This window comes from Acidaminobacter sp. JC074 (genome assembly GCF_022496765.1).
Classification (GTDB): domain Bacteria; phylum Bacillota; class Clostridia; order Peptostreptococcales; family Acidaminobacteraceae; genus JABXKX01.
Window position 1 is genome coordinate 36,448 of sequence record NZ_VANV01000007.1, and the last position, 16,144, is coordinate 52,591.

At 36.0% G+C, this 16,144-nt stretch carries 13 protein-coding genes; 2 read left to right on the top strand and 11 right to left on the bottom strand.

Annotation, left to right across the window (positions count from 1 at the left end; all coding sequences use genetic code 11):
- Position 1 precedes the first annotated feature (1 nt).
- The 6 genes from EZV73_RS08570 to EZV73_RS08595 all read right to left on the bottom strand — a co-directional run bounded on the left by EZV73_RS08570 (position 2) and on the right by EZV73_RS08595 (position 7,581).
- Positions 2–1,360, bottom strand: a complete 1,359-nt coding sequence (locus EZV73_RS08570; RefSeq protein WP_240839850.1) for a sulfatase — start codon at positions 1,358–1,360, stop codon at positions 2–4.
- Positions 1,357–2,649: an amylo-alpha-1,6-glucosidase gene (locus tag EZV73_RS08575; protein ID WP_240839851.1), complete on the bottom strand. Its 1,293-nt coding sequence runs from the start codon at positions 2,647–2,649 to the stop codon at positions 1,357–1,359. Before EZV73_RS08575 ends, EZV73_RS08570 begins: the two co-directional genes overlap by 4 nt.
- Before the next feature lie 6 nt (positions 2,650–2,655).
- The gene (locus EZV73_RS08580; RefSeq protein WP_240839852.1) at positions 2,656–3,969 is read right to left on the bottom strand and encodes a sulfatase; all 1,314 of its coding nucleotides are present in this window, start codon (positions 3,967–3,969) and stop codon (positions 2,656–2,658) included.
- A gap of 53 nt (positions 3,970–4,022) precedes the next feature.
- Positions 4,023–5,624 carry an extracellular solute-binding protein gene (locus tag EZV73_RS08585; protein WP_240839853.1) on the bottom strand — a complete coding sequence of 534 codons (1,602 nt, stop codon included), beginning with the start codon at positions 5,622–5,624 and terminating at the stop codon, positions 4,023–4,025.
- 89 nt (positions 5,625–5,713) lie between these two features.
- Positions 5,714–6,589 (bottom strand): carbohydrate ABC transporter permease, encoded by an 876-nt coding sequence (locus EZV73_RS08590; protein WP_240839854.1) that lies wholly within the window; start codon positions 6,587–6,589, stop codon positions 5,714–5,716.
- A gap of 8 nt (positions 6,590–6,597) precedes the next feature.
- Complete coding sequence (locus tag EZV73_RS08595; RefSeq protein WP_240839855.1) at positions 6,598–7,581, bottom strand: sugar ABC transporter permease; 984 nt, start codon at positions 7,579–7,581, stop codon at positions 6,598–6,600.
- Between the two features lie 270 nt (positions 7,582–7,851).
- Here EZV73_RS08595 and EZV73_RS08600 point away from each other — a divergent pair, with 270 nt between their 5' ends.
- Positions 7,852–10,029, top strand: coding sequence for a response regulator transcription factor (locus tag EZV73_RS08600; RefSeq protein WP_240839856.1), 2,178 nt, complete (start codon positions 7,852–7,854; stop codon positions 10,027–10,029).
- 4 nt (positions 10,030–10,033) lie between these two features.
- Positions 10,034–10,639 (top strand): DUF624 domain-containing protein, encoded by a 606-nt coding sequence (locus tag EZV73_RS08605; RefSeq protein ID WP_240839857.1) that lies wholly within the window; start codon positions 10,034–10,036, stop codon positions 10,637–10,639.
- A 7-nt stretch (positions 10,640–10,646) separates the two neighbouring features.
- Here EZV73_RS08605 and EZV73_RS08610 read toward each other — a convergent pair whose 3' ends face one another.
- The 5 genes from EZV73_RS08610 to EZV73_RS08630 all read right to left on the bottom strand — a co-directional run bounded on the left by EZV73_RS08610 (position 10,647) and on the right by EZV73_RS08630 (position 16,143).
- Positions 10,647–11,087, bottom strand: coding sequence for a GNAT family N-acetyltransferase (locus EZV73_RS08610; protein WP_240839858.1), 441 nt, complete (start codon positions 11,085–11,087; stop codon positions 10,647–10,649).
- Positions 11,062–12,180, bottom strand: coding sequence for a GGDEF domain-containing protein (locus tag EZV73_RS08615; protein WP_240839859.1), 1,119 nt, complete (start codon positions 12,178–12,180; stop codon positions 11,062–11,064). The genes EZV73_RS08610 and EZV73_RS08615 overlap by 26 nt, the downstream gene beginning before the upstream one ends.
- A 2-nt stretch (positions 12,181–12,182) precedes the next feature.
- A complete protein-coding gene (locus tag EZV73_RS08620) occupies positions 12,183–13,970 on the bottom strand; it encodes an HD domain-containing phosphohydrolase (RefSeq protein WP_240839860.1) in 1,788 nt (595 codons plus the stop codon).
- 67 nt (positions 13,971–14,037) lie between these two features.
- On the bottom strand, positions 14,038–14,787 hold the full coding sequence (locus tag EZV73_RS08625) for an exodeoxyribonuclease III (protein WP_240839862.1): 750 nt from the start codon (positions 14,785–14,787) through the stop codon (positions 14,038–14,040).
- On the bottom strand, positions 14,788–16,143 hold the full coding sequence (locus EZV73_RS08630) for an MATE family efflux transporter (RefSeq protein WP_240839864.1): 1,356 nt from the start codon (positions 16,141–16,143) through the stop codon (positions 14,788–14,790).
- Between the last annotated feature and the right edge of the window lies 1 nt (position 16,144).

Sequence of the window (16,144 nt, forward strand, 5' to 3'; positions counted from 1 at the left end):
CTTACACCTCCTCTATAATTGGTAATGTAAACTTATCATCCGTCTTATCTATCCATGATTGAAGCTCATCATTCAGTTCTTTCCTCTTAGTCAGGTACTTGGTATTATGCGCAAGATTCACAAGTTCATAAGGATCTTCATTTAAATCAAACATAAGCCAAACTGTATTTTCAAAGCAAACATACTTCCAATTATCGATGGTCACTATGCCTCTCCAGGGTAAATCTGTAGAGTCACCATGCCTTGTTGGAATAACAGACTGCAAATAAGCAGATGTCGGCTCATTGTCTTTTGTTCTGCCCTTCATTCGATAGTGGGCATAATTGGTGCCTTCCATCCAATCAGGTATGTCTAAACCACATAAGCCAAGTGTTGTAGGTGCAATATCTACATGATTAAGTGGCACGTCGCATTCTCCATTTAGTCGACCATTATATCTCATGGCTTCACCACCAATTATGAATGGAATTCTAATCGATTCCTCATAAGGATTGGTCTTTTTAAATTGCCCATGACTGCCATGCATATCACCATGATCACTAAAGAAAACGATATGAGTTGACTCTGATAAACCCAGGTCCTTAAGTGCTATTTGAATTCTTCCAACATTGTCATCAAGATTTTCTATTTGACCATAATAACCAGCTAAGTCCTTTGAAGCTGTTTCTCTTATCGACTGAATATTGGGTACGTTTTCTCTAAACTTTATTTTGCCTGGAGAATAGTTCTTTTGGTAATCACTTGGTGCAACATAAGGGTTGTGAGGTGGTTGAACCGATAAGACAGCAAAGAAGTTGTCATCTTTTTTCTCTGATAAATACTCTATCAGCATATCTGTTAAACAGTCTGTTTCATAACCATCCAGTTTGATACTTTCCGTCTCTTTGCCTTCACCACCATGAACCCATGTATCCCATGGAGAATTGTTGTTGTCATAGCCATACCATCTTTTAAAGCCACCTCGTCTATGAGGCGGTACCACATGAAAAACAGCTCTTCCAAGATTGAGTTGGCTGTTACAATCATGGTCTTTCATGTTTTTTTCTTCAAAGCCATCTAAGTGCCACTTACCAAAATAAGCTGTGTGATAGCCATTGTCGTTAAAAGCATGGGCAATGGTACGAGTATTTTCATCAAGAGCATATTCATGTCCTGGCACACATTTATGTGGGTATTTACTTGTTAAAAGAGATCCCCTGAATGGACAACATAAAGGAAAGCCAGATACCGCTCTTGTATAATTTAACCCAAGTCTTGCCAGTGTATCGATGTGAGGTGTTGAAACATTTTCATCACCATTTATCCCTAAAGCCTGAGCCCTATGTTGATCTCCGAATATCCATATTACATTTTGCTTCATCCTAGCCTCCTTATAAAATCCAGTCTATCAGCAGCGTTGATAAAGGAAGCTGCTGTCCAAAGTTGATGGGATGACCCAATTGGCAACTTGGTATTAAAGTCCACCAACTCGTAAAAACTAGACGCCATACACATTCTACCTATCATCTTTAAGCTTGTGGCTGCTGTAGACATTTGATAGGCTTTTTCATAAGCTTGTAAATAAAAAGCATCTACAAAGCCCCATGTTGTCAGATTATGATAAATACCATCATGAATGACAGGTATATCTTTATAAACCTTGACATGTTTAAAGAAGGGACTTAATAAAGGGATGCCATAAGGTGTCATAGGATAATCATTGAGCAAGACTTTTGAAAGCTCATCATCAACCACATCGTGTAAAATCGCAAAGGCAATGCCTAAGGCATCCTTTTGTAAACTTAGCTGACCAGATCCATCTTTGTAATAGCTGAGACATTTGTCTTCTAAGCTTAAATGTTTTATGATGCTTTTTTTCAGATGACTAGACTTTTCTAGCCAATAAGCTTTTTCTTCAAGTCCTAGATAATCTGCAGCTTTAGCCATTATATCAAGACCATGTTTATAAACAGCATTGGTAGATAAGGCCTTGATACGTACACAATCACTTATGGTCCAATCAAGTGGATAACCATTGGATTTCATATGGGGAAAGTGTACATCTACAAATACAGCCTGTCCTCTGTAAAGGCCGTCTGTATCATCATAAAAATAATCATATATGTTTTCAAAGAACCACTTACCCGTTTCATATAGGTATGGGATTTGATCCAGCATCTGATGTTCTTGTATCAAGTCCCACATCCCCCAAAGCCATATGACGTCATCAGACCTTCTTGTAATAGAACCACAGTGATAGGGATTATCTTCGGTTACTCTCCAAGGTGCTTGTATGCCCTCTACAATATAGTCCTTATGATCCACATCAAAGCCTGTATGTCGCCTTGCCTGTCTGGTGTACTTTAAAGAATCTAACATAACTTTTGGGTAATATTTGTTAAGTGATAGCACACCCGATAAACTGATATCTCTTGTAAAGACTGCTTTGCCAAAGGTTCTTCCAGCCCCAAAGTAAGTTATTTCATTATCCTCTACCATATTGGACTCAATATCTGAAAAAGCAATAGCAATCATCTTATCTATGAGTTTGTTGTTTGACTGCAAATCTACACTTAAATTAAAAGCAGCTTGTTCAAGTTGTTTTTCCTCAACCCTTACAAAGGGATCTTTTAGGCATTCATTATCTAAAAATATTTTTTCCTGATTCATAGCCACCTACCTTATGCCATCTTCTTCAAATTCATCGGCCTCGGGACTGATGCAGTCTAGACGATTGACGATGGCACCATCCGGTTTAGCCACTTGCCCTAAAAGGATAGGATCGTCTGTTTGAACTTGCCAAAATGTCAGGTTGTCTAAAAGACTTTCATAGATGCCTTGATAAGAGGCATCATCTATTAAGTTGACACGCTCAAGAGGATCGATGTATAAATCATATAACCTCTCTCTTGATACTGTGTACTCTAAATAACCACTTTCAACAAGTTGATCCTTAGATGGACAGTTATCAATATTAGATGGAACAGGTTTCTTATGAATGTCATAGTGTCTGATCAGCTTATATCGATTACTTCTGATGGCCCTTTTAGGCTCATAAGCGGCGTGATAAGATACTTCTGAATAAACAAATTCATTGATAGCCTCATCTTTAGAAAAAATAGGCAACATAGATTTTCCTTGTAACCATTCTGGTTTATCCACTTCTAAAAGCTCACAAATGGTAGGATACAAATCAATATGAGACACAAGTGCATCCGTCGCCCTCCCCTTTAAATGATTACTTGGAAAATCCATAATCAAAGATACACCTGTACCTGTATCGGTTAGGTTACATTTCATATGTGGAAAGGCTATGCCATGGTCTGTTGTAAATATCAAAATGGTTCGATCTCTTAGTCCCGCCTCTTCAATGGCCTGATAAACCTGACCAAAACATGTGTCCATAAAATGAGCTGAGGATAAGAATCTGGCCATATCTTCACGGTTTTCTTTTGTATCCATGATTGGATGAGGTACTTTTACATAGTCAGGATTGTACTTATCTTGTTCTGGAAACTTTCTGTGTGTATTCCACATGCCAAAAGATAAAAAGAAGGGCTTGTCATGTTCTGACTTGATAAAGTCACAAGCAGCTTTTGCATTCATCATGTCCCTGTCATTTTTAGAAACCGACTTATCAGAGCAACCTAGAATATGATCATAACCAATCATGCCCTCATCAGGTGCTACATGCTGAATCCCTGATAAAGCAGTCTTGTAACCATTTCTTTTTAGAAAGTTGGCCAAGTGTTTTTCATAATCATCTAATTGAAAACCTCTGTGGGCCAGACCAAGCATGCCATTGTTATGAGGTGACATGCCTGTCAGCAGGCCCGACCTTGAAGGTGAACAGGTTGGGCCAACGCAGTGGGCATTTCTAAAAAGTGTCGCTGACTCTGCAAATCTCATCAAATTTGGTGTTTCAACAGGTTCACCATAAGGCTGAATATACCTTCCTGTATCATGCGTGTGTATATATATAACGTTCATTTTTTTCTCCTTACATAAAACGAATGTTAGCAAAATGCTAACATCCGTAGAATTTAATTTGCCATGAATTTATCGTAAGCTTCTTGATAGATCTCCATCAGACGCTCATAACCCATTTTGTCAATTTCCTGAATATATTGATCCCAGTCTTCTTCTACACCACCTTCAGTAATCCATTTAGCAGTCATATTTTGCGCATATGTGTAAATGTCATTCTTTAGAGTAGCAAGTTCAACTGCAACATCTGGTGACCATGTAACCATTGGGAAGTTGTTCTCAAGTGGTTCAATAAAATCTTCCATGCCTTCTTCATAAGATAACTTAACCAAATGGAATTCTGGTACTGTTGTCTTATTTTCTAGTTCTTCAGAACAATAAAGTGGTGCTCTATCAGCTGGAGCGGCTGTCCACTTCCACAAACCTGCATTTAAGTTAAGGTCTGCTGGTGGATCTAACACCTTATAACCTGCATCTGTTTTTTCAATCGCTGGTCCAATAGAACCAAAGAACATTTGAATAGAGTTCTCTTCTGCATACAACTCGTCAATCCAACGCATAGTTGCTTCTACATTTTCATTAACAGAAGTCATAGCGATAACATTCTTCTTATACTTTTCTGTCACACCACTGTTAAGTACTTGTCTGTCACCATTTGGACCTTCAAGCGGTGGTAAAACAACATATTGATCCGTCCATTGACCAAATAGGTTTTCAGCTTGCCAGTGTACACCTACACCAAGTTTAGCAATATCACTTGCCTTACCTGAAGCCATATAGTTACTTTGAGTATAAATCTCTGGGTATACCAGACCTTCACTGTATAATTTGCTTACATATGAAACAGCATCTCTGTAACCTTCAGAAGTTAAGATAAATTCTACCTTACCATCTCTTACTTGAACTTGTTCACCAGTTCTATCATTTGTTACACCAAATGAACCAAGTAAACCTCTCCATGTAAAGTTGTTACCTGAAGTATCAAAGTTAAATGGAATTTCATCTTTTTCACCATTGCCATTTGGATCTAAGTCTCTAAATGCAATCAATACTTGTTCAAACTCTTCTACAGTTTGTGGTATTTCTAAACCTAAGTTATCTAACCATGTTTTGTTGATAAACCATGTATCTGCCACTTTAGGTCTAAATGGTCTAACACTAGGTAAAGCATAGATAGCACCTGTATCAGGATCTGTACAAATCTTTTTTGTTAAAGGATCATTTTCAAACATAGCTTGAATATTTGGCGCATATTTTTCAATTAATGGTGCCATGTCTACAAAATAATCTTTGTTGTTTAAAATATCTATATCTGATAAACCCACACCAAAGAAAACATCCGGTAAATCACCAGAAGCTAAGATTAAGTTTTTCTTCTCATCCCAACCAGAACGGATTGTTTCTACACTGATGTTAACACCTGTCTTAGCAGAAATAACTTGGAATGACTCCATTTCTGTTAATTCATATGTGTTAGGATGTGAGTTAAATACTAGGCTTAACTCAATTGGTTCTTTAACAACAGGATAGCCTTCTGCATTAAAGTTATCATCCACGACTTTTTCTGTCGTACTTTCGGCTGCTTCATTACCACCGCCACATCCAACGAATGTTAGGCACAGTGATAAAATCAATAACCACGTTACAAATTTCTTCATTCTAACCACCTTTTAATATTTAAACAATAACCTATATAAATATTGTTATGATCTCTACCTTTATTATACTATAGACATCATACCAAAATTTAACCTTTTACTGCACCGATCATGACACCCTTTGTAAAATACTTCTGTACAAATGGATAAACCATGATGATTGGAATTGTAGAAACAACAATAACAGCATACTTAATCAAGTCAAAGAGGTTTTGTGTTTCTGCAAAACCTTCAGCTGCCGAGCCATCAAATGATTGGTTCTGTATCAAAATAGATCTTAAAACAATCTGTAGTGTTTGAAGATTTTCATCTCTTAAGTAGATAAGCGCTTTAAAGTACTCATTCCACTGGGCAACCGCATAATAAAGTAAGATAACTGCTATGATTGCCTTTGATAATGGTAAAATTATCGATATGAAAAATCTGATATCAGAACAACCATCTATCTTTGCAGCCTCACCTAAGGATTCTGGTATGGAGCTTTCAAAGAATGATCTAGCAATAATCAAATTGTATACGTTAAGTGAAAACGGCAGTATCATGACCCAAATAGTGTTATAGAGATTCAAATCTTTTATCAATAAGTATGTTGGAATCAAACCACCTCCGAAGAACATGGTAAAAACAAACATCATCATAATTGTGTTACGGGCTTTAAAGTCTTTTCTTGACAGAACAAATGCTGCTGGTAAAGTTACAAGCAAACTGATAGCCGTTCCTGCAAGTGTATAGAATATGGTATTTCTGTAACCCATCCAGATTCTTGCATCCTGAAAAACTTTTTCATACCCTTCAAAAGTAATGTATTTTGGCCATAAGTAAACCAAGCCATTTTCAACAGCATCCGGTGAACTGATGGAAGCTATAACAACAAAGTATATAGGATATAAGGCCATAATTGCTGCAATACCTGCTAAGAGGTATATCACAACAGTTGTAAATTTATCTACTGATTTAAGTTTCATTTTGCCTCCTACCATAAACTTGTCTGATTCGCTTTTTTAGCAATACGATTGAGTGTAATAAGTAAAACAAAGTTAATCATTGTATTAAACAAACCTATTGCAGCTGAATAAGAGTACTGAGAGTTCAATAAACCCATTTTATAGACGTAGGTTGAAATAATTTCCGACGTTGACTGATTTAATGGGTTTTGCATCAGATAGACCTTTTCAAAACCAATAGACATCAACTTACCTGTATTTAGCAGTAATAAGATAATGGCTGTAGGTACGATGGATGGTATATCAATGTAAAGTATCTTTTGCCACTTTGACGCCCCATCAATAGATGCCGCTTCATACAAAGATGGATCGACACCTGCTAATGCTGCTAGATAGATAATAGAACCCCAACCTGCACTTTGCCAGATACCAGAAAACACATACAAGGATTTAAACCATTTAGCCTCTCCCATAAAGTTGATTGGCTCCATACCAAACATGGTAAATAAATGTGCTATAATCCCCTTATCTGGTGAGGTGAACAAAGTCAGCATACCAATTACAACCACAACTGAAACAAAATGAGGTATATAAGTTACAGTCTGCACCATCTTTTTAAATGGATTGTGTTTGATCTGATTTAAAATCAATGCCAATATGATTGGAAATGGAAAGCCTACAATCAGCTGATAAAGACTCAGTCCTAAGGTGTTCTTTAATATGTCCCAAAAGTTATAAGACTCAAAAAATCTTATAAAATGTTTAAACCCCACCCATTCACTTCCTGTTATTCCCTTGGTAGGCACAAAATCTTTAAATGCGATTTGTACACCATACATAGGAATGTATCTGAATATAAAGATCAATAAGACTGCTGGTAAAACCATCAAATACAATTGATAATTTCTTTTTAACTCTAAGCCAACAGCACCTAAGAATCTTTTTACTCCTGAAACAAATCTTTCATTAATTGGTAAAGATGTTTCTGAATAATCCTCCCTTGCAATACTCATGCTTTTACTTCTCCTCCTTTTCTTGGGCCAAATGTCATTGACCAGCTAACAACAATTTATCTCAATTCCTTTTGGTCTTCAATTAACAAAATTTGAGCCTTATCAATTCTTGAAAAGAGGATTATCACATCGAGTCAAACCCTTGATAAATGCACATTTTAGGTCATTCAATTTCTGACAACTTTTAAAAAGACGAAAGTATTTTTTATGACCTTGACAAACGTTTTCACGTCATATATATTACAAATACAGAAAGAAGAAAGGATTCTTATGAAAAAGTATTTCTCATTTTTCCAGAGACTGATGATATCTCATATAGTTGTTATTATGATTCCAGTACTTGCTGTTCTCGGATACTATTATCCAAAGCTAAATAAAGCCATTGAAGAACAAGCCGTCTTGGACAGTCACAATAAACTCACTTCTATACAGCAATCCATTGATATGAATTTTGAAGATATGCTAAAGACTTATGTCTCTATCTCTGACAACCCAAAACTTTCATCTTTCTATTTGGATGATGGACCTTTAAACAGAATGGAAGGCAAAACAAGCTTGTCTTCTTATATTTCATCTAACAAGTTTTTAGAAGACATTTTTATCTTCATCAGAGACAATGACATGATCTTAAATAAAAGTGGTATTCTTTATTTGAACAAGGATTACTTCGAGTTTAGTGGGTGGTCCTTTGATCAACTTAGACATGATATGACCTCAACTGAAAAGATCACCCTTCGACCTGTTGATACATTTAGGTTTAATAATGGCCAAGCAGAAAAGCTACTTGCCATCATAATGCCAACCAATTATCTAAGCGATACCTCTAATGTCTTTTTAATATCAGAAAAGACTTTTGTAGATATTTTCAAATTATCAGCAGGCGATTATGATTACGACTACTATTTATACAATGAAAACCAGCTCCTACTCAGTCATGTAAATAAAAAGAATCTCGATAACGAGATTCAGTATTTACTCAGTAAGGATGCTTCTGAACGCTCTGAAATTGTAACCATTGACGGCATAGATTATATCTTCACAGTAAAGTCAGATGGCTTATTCCCTGTTTCCTATGTCAGTCTACTGCCTTATCAAACGTTTTTTAGAAATGTTGAGAAGCTCCAGATGGAATCACTCATCTTGGTTATCTCCCTTCTCTTACTTGGTTTCTTGATATCATACGGCCTAAGTAAAATTAATTACCGCCCAATCAATGCTTTAATAGAACTCTTTAACATGGACGAAGAGCATGATCTAGAAGCTTATCAATTGATACAATACAATATCAAACACTTGATTGATCAGAATAAGACCATGTCAGAAAAAATGGACCAAAGTATTCCTGCTCTACAGGAGTTTATGATTAGGCAAATCATCAATAATCAAGTGACATCTATAGATGAGTTTAACTCTATAGCTAGTCACTATGGTGTTAGTCTAAGAGGCCAGCACTTTTCCATCGCTGTCATTAAACTTAAAAGAAATCTGGACAATCAAATCATAGAATCTCTGTCAGAGATTAAAAGCACAGACTTAAATGGTTACTTCTGTAGAGGGATGCAAAAGGATTCGCTTATTTGGCTAACTTCCTATGACCATTTGGATGATGTGAAAAATTACCTACGTCTAATCTCTAGTTATTTATCTCAGGAACTAAGTCTAGATTGCTTTATTGGCGTTTCTACTGTCTTTGATGCCGTTGATTCTTTAAATATTGCCTATAATCAGGCCATTAAAGTCATCGAATATCAGACACTTAAGTCCATTGAAGGCATCTTCTATTATGATGTTTTGCCACCAATCTCAAACAATACCTTGTATCCGGCTAAACTTATTGTAGAATTTAAAAAAACCTTATTGGTTAAAGACCAAAAGAAAACCTATAAAGTCTATGACAAACTTATAGAACATCTTAATAAAGAGGAAAGTCCATCAGCCATTAAGCACTTAAGCTACGATATGTTTAACATTATGTACTCTCATCTTTCAGACAATGAGAAAAATCTCCTTGATGCAGACTACTTCCTAAGAGAGATACTTGCAGCTCATTATGGCATTGATGAAATCATAAAAACATTAGACGAAACATTAGATACCATTACTAAGAAAAAATCAGAAGATAGGCAAGAAGAGTTGATTACTTCTATCTTAGTTTACATCAACAAGCATTATTCAAACTATGAGATTTCTCTATCAGATGTTGCAGGTGAGTTTGGTATGACACCTTCTAACTTAAGTCATTATTTTAAGAAACAGACCAAGGTCAACTTTGTCTCTTACATCAAATACTTAAGGATTGATGAGGCCAAGGTCTTATTGGAAACAACAGACTTGTCTGTAGGTGAAATCAGTCAAAATGTAGGCTTCTATGCTGTTACGAGTTTCAATCGTACATTCAAAAGGGAGGTTGGTTTAACACCACTTCAATACAGGTCAAAAGAAAGGTAATAAAATGAAATTTATGAGTATAAATAGCCGGCTATATCGATTAGCCACTGGATGTTTTGATGGTGTTTTAATTGGCTTGTTGACCATCCTAACATCCATTTTAACACTGGGCATTGGTATCGGTGGGGCTTTTTCAGCAGCTTGCTATACAATAGACAATTCAATTATTCAAGACAATGGCTATATCATAAAAACCTTTATCAAGAGTTTTAAATCAGACTTCAAAAACTCTTTGATCTGGATACCACTTGGTCTTTTAAACCTAGCCCTATCTTATTCGCTATTGTTTATGTACATCAACAACCTTGGCTATATCATTTATCTAGCCCTATTTATTGGTTTTGAGCTTTTAATGACAACCATCATTCTATTTACTTTAAGAGGTCTAATGGATTTCAATTCTTCCAAGGATTATATCATCAATGCCATACGACTGACAAATGGTCATTTGATTAAAACACTACTTCTATTTGTATGTTTTCTAATATCAGTTCTTACCATTTATTTACTTCCACCAAGTATGGTAATCATCATACCACTTTTTACGCTCTTTACTGTATGGCTGATAAAATACAAAATCATAACAAGCTATAGACTAAAAAAATCGTGATTTCAAATCACGATTTTTTATACAACATCTCTATATGTTCTATGTCATCTTCTAAATACATATCTGATACAACTTCAAAACCAAGGGATTGATAAAAGTCCTTCAGATAAAGCTGGGCTGAAATCCTAATGGCATCATAGCCCTGAGAAAGTATAAATGAAATGGCTTCATTCATAATTTTCTTGCCAAATTTAAGATGTCTGTAATCTTCATCTACAACCACTCGACCAATGGCTACTTCTTCATAAGAAACACCCGGTCTTAAAATCCTTAAATAGCCAGCTAGCTTATCCTCTTTTAACATGAGATGATAGGCATCTGTGTCTTTGCCATCACAATCCTGATAAGTACAAGCCTGTTCCACAACAAAGACCTTACATCTTAAATATAAGATCTCATACAAGTCCTTTGTTGATAAGTCATCAAAGTGTTTTATTTCTATGTTCATTCAGTCTCCTTTCCCTGTAAAAGGGATCTGTCATATTGTATAAAGTAATCCTGTTCTTGCCCATCATCTTAGATTTGTACATGGCCTTATCAGCCTTATCAATAAGTTCATCAAATGATGATATCGAGTAGTGATAACCCATAACACCTAAACTGATGGTCCTGTTGATCTTATGAGGTTGTGCGTCTACTTCAAATGCTTCTATACGTTCTCGTAGTTTTTCTGCAACCACAAGGGCCTGGTCTTGAGAAGTATTTTGAAGAAGTACAGCAAATTCTTCCCCACCATACCTGGCAAGTAGGTCTGTTTCTCTTAAAGAATCTTTGGCATGCTTGGCAATAGACCTTAAGACAACATCACCAATGACATGACCATATTCATCGTTAACCGACTTAAAGAAGTCTATATCAAAGATAATGATTGAAAAGTGATTGCCACCTCTTTCAGCTATTTTAAAGGCTTCCTGTCCCCTCTTAATAAAGGTTCTCCTGTTATAAAGAGCCGTTAAAGCATCTGTCGTAGCCAGACTGTAAAGCTGATCTCTAACAGCGAATATCTCTCTAGATAAATAAAATAAGAGAACCAGCATACCTATAAAGGAAAAGGCCAGTGATATGGCAAAGTAATAAGATTCATACATCATGTAATTTTCAAATATCGGTTTGAAAGGCACATATTGAATGATAAAAAACATGGTGACTGTAATGATGGAAATAGCGTATATGTTCCATCTTTCAATTTTAAGGTTGTAATCCAAAAGTAAAAATATCACGACTAAAAAGGGAAAAAGCTGATATTGAAAGCCATAACCCGGTCCAAACATAAAGGTCGAGTTGATAAAAACCAATATCAAAGACAAGGTCATAGAAATATACCTTGTCAAAATATTTATCCTTCTTCTTAAAAGTCCTGATACAATCATAAAAACAAAAGCACCTATTAATTGAATCAAAGCAGCTAAAGTTGCTCCGATTGCAATAAAAGATATAGAAAACAAGACACAAACAAGCATAGACAACATGGTGTATATCAATGCCAGTGAGTACTTTGATTCTTGTTTATAGTGATTGTAACTTTTTACTTTAATGTCCATAATTACTCCATCATATCTATAAATGTCTTTACCAAGTTAGGGTCAAACTGACTGCCACTGTTGTCTTTTAATGCCTTAATGGCCTGTTCTCTAGTTAGAGGGGCTTTATAGACTGCACCATCTATCATAACTGCAAAAGCATCAGCTATTTGGATGATTCTAGATATCAGTGGAATATTTTCCCCAGAAAGACCATCAGGATAACCTGTTCCATTATACCATTCATGGTGATAAAGTATATACTCTGCAATCCTAATTGTCGAAGGTGTCGCCTTTAACATGCTGTAGCCAAAGTAGGCATGGCCTTTTATGACTTCATATTCCTCTTCTGTTAAAGGTCCTTTTTTATTAAGAATCTCGTCAGGCACACCAATTTTGCCGATGTCATGTAGTTTGGCAACCACACTTAAATCATCTATATCACTCTGATTTAAGTCTATCGCCTTTCCAAGCATTAAGGCAAAATGTTTGACCCTATCAAGATGTTCTTTTTCCTCATGACCACTTTTTTCTAGTGTCAGTTGCAAGGCCTTTAAAAACATACCCGATGAAGATTCACTGTAGGTCATCTTGTTTCTATACATGTTGTTATCAGCATGTTTAAAGATCTCATCCACACTGTTTTCATCCGATGACTTGGTTGCATGACCTAGTGCTATAGACGGATAACCCACATAGTCTACATAGGTGTTAGAACACAGGTGTCTGATTCTTTCACAGATACTAGAAGCAGCCTGTTCATCAGTATCTGGACAAACGATGGCAAACTCATCGCCACCGATACGACAGACATAGTCGCCATCTCTACATGATTTCACACAAATATCGGCCATATGCCTTATCAGCATATCACCTTTTTTATGACCATAGTGGTCGTTTAAATCCTTAAGGCCATTGATATCACCAATGACGATTGAAAATGGATAACGTTTATTTCTATCATACTTGTCAATCAAATCGTCAAAATAAGCACGGTTGTAAACATTGGTCAGTTTATCATGATAACTTAGGTATCTGATCTTCTGTTCATCTTTTTTCTTCTCTGAAACATCAACAGCAACAATCTCTATTTCTTCTCCAATGGTATCAATCATATTTGTTGAAATATTCAGAGTTTTTATTTGTTTACTTTTACAGCGCACTTCAATATCAAAACTGGAGTTGCCACTTAAATCTGTTAATAAGTCAAAGGCATGATCATTGATAAGAATCTCCGATATGTTATGGCCTTGGAAGCTCTTATCATAACCTAAGGTTTTTTCAAACATCTTGTTGATGGTATGAACCTTACCATCTAAAGTCATTGTAAAAATAATGACACTGGAATTTTCAAATATTCTCTCATACTTATCTTTAGATCTTTGAAGTGCTATTTGCAAGTTCTTTCTATCAGTAATATCTAATATTATACCCTTTTCAGATGACAAAGTCCCATTTTCTTTCTCATATTGAATACGTTCTTCCACCCATCTAGTTTGGCCTGATTTGGTTAAGATACGATACTGGTGTGTAAATGTATCTCCTAGTTTTCTAGCATCATAAACTTCATCTTTAACACGGTCTCGATCTTCTGGATGAACAAACAGCCAAAAGTCTTTTAGAGGTCCCTGATAAAAGTCTTCCGGCTTGTAACCAAATTGGTCAATGTTCTTTGACACATACTTGGTTGGCACATCTATATCTAAAGTCCATTCAAAAACAACCACCTTGCTGTTTTTTACTATATCATACACATAGGATGTCTCTACTACTGAGGTCTCCTTTATCAATTCTTTTCTTTCTTCAACCATTTATACCCCCCAGCCATATTATACCATATATAATGAAATTACAAAAAAAAGGAAAAGAAATCTTTTCCTAGATATAAAGTACAACTGGACAATGGTCGCTACCCATTGTATCTGCATGTATTTCAGCGTCTTTGATTCTGTCCTTAAAGTTGTCTGAGACGATAAAGTAATCAATTCTCCAACCGATGTTTCTTTCTCTTGCATTGTTCATATAAGACCACCAAGAATAAGCATCTGTCTTTTCAGGATTTAGATACCTAAAGGTATCAATATAGCCTGACTCTAACAAGCTGGTCATCTTTTGTCTTTCCTGATCTGTAAAACCTGCATTCTTCCTATTGGTTTTTGGATTCTTAAGATCTATTTCTTTATGGGCTACATTTAAATCACCACACAAGACAAGAGGCTTCTTTTCTTTAAGCTTGTTGAGATAGTCTCTGAAGTCGTCCTCCCATACTTCTCTATAATCCAGTCTTAGTAGGTCACGTTTTGAATTCGGCGTATAACATGTTACCAGATAAAAGTCTTCATACTCAGCAGTAATCACACGACCTTCTTGGTCATGCTCTTCTATCCCCATACCATAAGTCACACTGATGGGTTCTTCTTTTGTAAATACAGCTGTTCCTGAATAACCTTTCTTGACAGCGTAGTTCCAATACTTGTGATAACCTTCTAGCTCTAATTCTATCTGACCTTCCTGCAACTTAATCTCCTGCAGACAAAAGATATCGGCATCCACTTCATTAAAGTAGTCCATAAATCCCTTTTTCAAGACAGCCCTAAGGCCGTTAACATTCCAAGATACTAATTTCATTTAAACCTCCACTGCATCCCATTTGTACAAAGTTTGGCGATATACACTTTGATAATAGTAAAGCGCCAGTAATAAACCTAAAAATTCTGCTACAACAAAAGCGTACCATAAAGCATCTAAGGAATAGGTGTTACCTAAAAACGATGCCAAAGGTAAAAGTATGATGATCTGTCTTAAGAAAGTCACAATCATACTGTAATGGGCCTTGCCCATACCTTGAAAAGAAGTAGATATGACGATGTTTATAGCCACTAGAGGAAACATCAAACTGATTCTTCTAAAAGCTACCATGCCAATTGATAACATGGCAGGCGTTGAATTAAACATCATTAAAAGTCCTTCTGTAAAGACTTGAAAAACAATAAAGCCAAGCATCATATATGAAAATGCAAGTAAGCCAGAAAACTTAAGAGCACCTGTCAATCTATCCCTGTTTTTTGCACCGAAGTTATAGCCTATAACAGGCATGGTCCCCTGGGAGATACCAAAGACAGGCATAAAGACAAGTGACTGCAAGCGGTAGTAGATGCCAAGCACTGCCACTGCAGTTTCGTCAATATTAGAAAGAGTCTTATTGAGGACTGTCAGCATGACGGCAACCAGTCCCTGCATAATAGCTGCCGGTAAACCCACTAATAATATTTTTTTAGTGATACTTGATTGATACTTAAAGTTCTTTAAGTCCAGTTTTATATAATTCTTGCCTTTAAAAAGAACTATAAAGACGTAAATCATGGAAATAAACTGAGCTGTGACAGTTGCTATGGCCGCACCTGCAACACCCATTTTCGGAAAACCAAATAGACCAAAAATCATAATAGGATCTAAAACGATATTTGTAATGGCTCCAATCAACTGAGCCACCATAGGCTTTTTCATTTCGCCGGATCCCTGTAAAATACTCATACCTGCTTGAGCTAATATACGACCAAATGAGAATATTAGAATGATTCTGGCGTAAGTGATACCATATGAAAGGACCACAGGATCTTTTGTAAACCATGAAAAGAAGTCATCTACAAAGAAAACACCTAAAATAGCAACAAATATGTATAGTACAAAAGCTAGCAAATAACCATGTTCTGCAATATTGACAGCTGTTTTATAATCACCTTCACCCAGTTTTCTTGAAACAGATGAATTGATACCTATACCCAAGCCAACAAAAGCGGATATAAGGATCAACTGGATTGGAAAAGCTAAAGATACAGCCTTTAAAGCTTCTTCACCAATTTGTGCAACAAATAGTGAATCCACGAAGTTATAAAGGGCCTGTACCATCATGGATATGATAGCCGGCAAAGACATGGTCATGATTAACTTTGGGATTGGCATGGTGCCCATTTTATTGGTCATT

Coding starts and splice junctions, on each gene's coding strand:
- EZV73_RS08630 (WP_240839864.1), bottom strand. CDS start 16,143: ATGACCAATAAAATGGGCACCATGCCAATCCCAAAGTTAATCATGACC.
- EZV73_RS08585 (WP_240839853.1), bottom strand. CDS start 5,624: ATGAAGAAATTTGTAACGTGGTTATTGATTTTATCACTGTGCCTAACA.
- EZV73_RS08625 (WP_240839862.1), bottom strand. CDS start 14,787: ATGAAATTAGTATCTTGGAATGTTAACGGCCTTAGGGCTGTCTTGAAA.
- EZV73_RS08580 (WP_240839852.1), bottom strand. CDS start 3,969: ATGAACGTTATATATATACACACGCATGATACAGGAAGGTATATTCAG.
- EZV73_RS08620 (WP_240839860.1), bottom strand. CDS start 13,970: ATGGTTGAAGAAAGAAAAGAATTGATAAAGGAGACCTCAGTAGTAGAG.
- EZV73_RS08605 (WP_240839857.1), top strand. CDS start 10,034: ATGAAATTTATGAGTATAAATAGCCGGCTATATCGATTAGCCACTGGA.
- EZV73_RS08595 (WP_240839855.1), bottom strand. CDS start 7,581: ATGAGTATTGCAAGGGAGGATTATTCAGAAACATCTTTACCAATTAAT.
- EZV73_RS08615 (WP_240839859.1), bottom strand. CDS start 12,180: ATGGACATTAAAGTAAAAAGTTACAATCACTATAAACAAGAATCAAAG.
- EZV73_RS08600 (WP_240839856.1), top strand. CDS start 7,852: ATGAAAAAGTATTTCTCATTTTTCCAGAGACTGATGATATCTCATATA.
- EZV73_RS08590 (WP_240839854.1), bottom strand. CDS start 6,589: ATGAAACTTAAATCAGTAGATAAATTTACAACTGTTGTGATATACCTC.
- EZV73_RS08575 (WP_240839851.1), bottom strand. CDS start 2,649: ATGAATCAGGAAAAAATATTTTTAGATAATGAATGCCTAAAAGATCCC.
- EZV73_RS08610 (WP_240839858.1), bottom strand. CDS start 11,087: ATGAACATAGAAATAAAACACTTTGATGACTTATCAACAAAGGACTTG.
- EZV73_RS08570 (WP_240839850.1), bottom strand. CDS start 1,360: ATGAAGCAAAATGTAATATGGATATTCGGAGATCAACATAGGGCTCAG.